General features: G+C 44.7%; 3 protein-coding genes. All 3 read right to left on the reverse strand.

The window, feature by feature from the left end:
• On the reverse strand, positions 1 to 1,274 hold a 1,274-nt coding region (locus JWQ85_RS10930), incomplete at its 3' end, for a pitrilysin family protein (protein WP_299467805.1).
• A 62-nt stretch (positions 1,275 to 1,336) separates the two neighbouring features.
• Positions 1,337 to 1,801: a DUF2059 domain-containing protein gene (locus JWQ85_RS10935; protein ID WP_299467807.1), complete on the reverse strand. Its 465-nt coding sequence runs from the start codon at positions 1,799 to 1,801 to the stop codon at positions 1,337 to 1,339.
• A gap of 90 nt (positions 1,802 to 1,891) precedes the next feature.
• Positions 1,892 to 3,186 (reverse strand): PIG-L family deacetylase (locus tag JWQ85_RS10940; RefSeq protein ID WP_299467809.1); only part of this gene is annotated, 1,295 nt, incomplete at its 5' end.

Raw genomic sequence — 3,186 nt, forward strand, 5'->3', positions numbered from 1 at the left:
TTGGTTTTGTTTTTCTCGTAAAAAGCATTTTGAATACCTACCAATGCCGATTGCTTGGCGCGTTCCAACTCGGTAAGGGTAAACCCAAATTTACGGGCGCGCTCGTTTTCGGCAACAACGCTTTTTACCGCGTTCTCCAACCCATCGGGTTTGGAAACAACCACCGATGAAAATGCATCCTGCTTGCCAATTAAAGGGCCATAGCTGGTACGGGCATATAAAAATGGTGGTTCGGGTTTTTGCTGCAGTTCGCCAAGCCTTTGGTTTAACATAAAGTTAAATAAGGATATACGTACACTTTGCATGTAACCTGTAGTAGTTTTTACAACGCTTTGCGGATGTTTAACTACAATTTGTGCAAGCGTGTACGGAAACTCTTTATCAGTAGCAATTTTAACAACCGTACCGGGTGCAGGTGCTATATTATATTCTGTTCTTGGCTTGGGTGCAACAGGGTTTTTTAATCCCGAAAAGTTAGCTTTTATCAGCGCTTCAACACGCTTTACATCAAAATCGCCAACGGCAATCACCGCTTGTAGGTTTGGGCGGTACCAATCAGCATAAAAGCTTTTTATGGTTGCAGCATCAAAGTTTTTAAGGATATCTTCTTTACCAATAGGCAATCGCGAAGCATATCTCGAATTATTTAACAACACAGGTAAAGTTTGAAGGCTTAAACGCTCCTGGGCGTTCTTACCACGCACACGTGCTTCTTCTAAAACAACACCACGCTCTTTATCTATCTCGGCCTGGTCAAAAGTTACATAACCGGCCCAGTTGGCTAAAATGTTAAAACCTTTTTCAAAAACAGCAGCACTATCAGTAGGTAGTGGCAACTGGTAAACGGTTTCATCAAAAGATGTGGAGGCATTTAAATCCGCACCAAATTTTACTCCCGATTTTTGCAGATAATCTACCAATGCATTCTTTGGAAAATCGCGTGTGCCGTTAAAGGCCATATGTTCTACAAAGTGTGCAAGGCCTTGTTGGGCATCGGTTTCTAACACAGAGCCCGCTTTGTTTACCAGGTAAAGCTCGGCACGATTTTGCGGCTGCTCGTTATGGCGTATGTAATAGGTTAGGCCATTTGGCAATTTACCTATAAGCACATTATCATCAACAGGGAGCAAAGTAGCCGGGCGCAATGCTGCCGCGGCAGATGTTGGTTTACTTTTTGGGGATGGAGCGGGTTTTCTTTTTACCTGTGCATTTGCACTGCCAGCTGCTATTAATAACGCCAGTGCTACTACAGATAAACTTCTGTTAAGGTTCATAGTTTAATTAAAAGGGAATATTTTACTAAGATGCTAAACGAATATCTTAGTTACAAATTGTTTTATTGATCTTTAAATGCTTCCTGCATCATTTGCTGCAGTTCTGCCTGGTGACTTTGCACCGCTTGTTGGCCCAGCAAGGCGCTTTTTTGCATAATAACCGGTTGTTTTTGATTGAGTTTTTTACCCAGCGGTGTGTTATAAAATGCAATAAGGCCTTTTAGATCGGCCTCGGTAAATTCTTTGGCATACATAACCGCTATTTGGTCTTTTAGCAGGTCCCAGCTAATATATTTAGCCATAAACTGGTTCATAACGGTTAGGAACTTAGCCCGTTTGTCTTCGGGGATGTTAGCGGTTGCCTGCTTCATCATGGTAGACATGCTGCTTTGAAACAGGGTGTCTGCTCCCGCTGCCTTAAGCATACTCTCGGCGGCTTTTAAATGTGCCGGGGTAATGTTTGGTGTGGTTTGTGCCCTTGCTACTCCACAGAATAGCAAGGCGATTATTAAGAATTTATATTTCATGATCTGATTTTTTGTAGAGACGCAATACTTTGCGTCTTTTTATTTGCATTGTTTTATAGAGACGCGAAGTATCGCGTCTCTACGATTACACTAAAATTTATACCTCACAAACGCCTCCATTGCAGCGTATTCTGCCATGCCCAGCCTATCATAATTTTGGGCTGTCTCGCGGTTTCTATCCTCGGCCCTAACCCAGAATTCGCGTGCATCATCCCCCGGGAATACCGGCCGGTCCTTTTGTGATTGGTGTTTGAAGATAGCATTGCGTTTGCGCAATACCTCGGCAGGTGAAAGCGGCACCGCCATTTCAATTTCATGTGTAGGGAACTCCTGCCATGCACCGCGGTACATCCAAACCCAGCAATCGTTCACCCAGGCTTCAGTTTTGCGTAACCTGCGCAATGATTCTATAACGATATGAAAGCATACTATGTGTGTGCCATGCGGGTCGGCAAAGTCGCCGGCTGTAAACACCTGTTGCGGTTTTACTTTTTGCAGCAGTTCCATGGTAAGTTTAATGTCTTCTTCGCCAACCGAATTTTTCTGTGTTTTGCCTGTTTCGTAAAAAGGGAGCGCCTGGAAATGGATATTGCTATCGGGCAGCCCTGCATAACGCGCGCCGGATATGGCCTCGGTTTTACGGATGAACCCTTTTACGTCGCGTATTTCAAGCGAATCTATCTGGTTAGGTTGTTTAACCTCCATAAATTTGCGCATATCCTCATAAATGCCCTTAATCTTTGAGGCGTCTTCGCCAATACTTTCTTTAAAGTCAATAGCAAACTCTACAAAGCGAAGTACATCATCATCCCATACAGCCGTGTTGCCCGATGTTTGGTAGGCCACATGCACATCATGCCCCTGGTCAACCAACCTAATGAAAGTACCGCCCATAGATATTACATCATCATCCGGATGGGGCGAAAAGATAACCACCCTCTTTTTTGCTGGTAGGGCGCGCTCGGGCCGCTGACTATCGTCGGCATTAGGCTTGCCGCCCGGCCAGCCGGTTATGGTATGCTGCACCTGGTTAAATATGTCAATGTTAATCTGGTACACCGGCCCCTGGTCTACCGCTAATTGCGCCATGCCATTGTTATTATAATCTTCTTCTACCAGCTTTAATATCGGTTTGTTTACCCTGCCGGATAACCAGATGACGGCTTTCTTCTTCAATAAATTATGCCAAACACAATCCTTCACCAGCCACGGGGTATCAAAACGTGTAAGCTCTGAAGCCGCGTCTTCATCCAGCACAAATTCTACCTTGTCTGACAGCTGCAAATAGGTGGCCGGCACATCGCCCGACATTTCACCTTCTACAGCTTTTTTAATAATAGGCGCCTTCTTTTTGCTCCATGCCATCAGGATAATTTCGCGCGCCT

The sequence above is a fragment of the Mucilaginibacter sp. genome (assembly GCF_028288105.1).
Lineage (GTDB): Bacteria > Bacteroidota > Bacteroidia > Sphingobacteriales > Sphingobacteriaceae > Mucilaginibacter.

Coding starts and splice junctions, on each gene's coding strand:
- JWQ85_RS10935 (WP_299467807.1), bottom strand. CDS start 1,801: ATGAAATATAAATTCTTAATAATCGCCTTGCTATTCTGTGGAGTAGCA.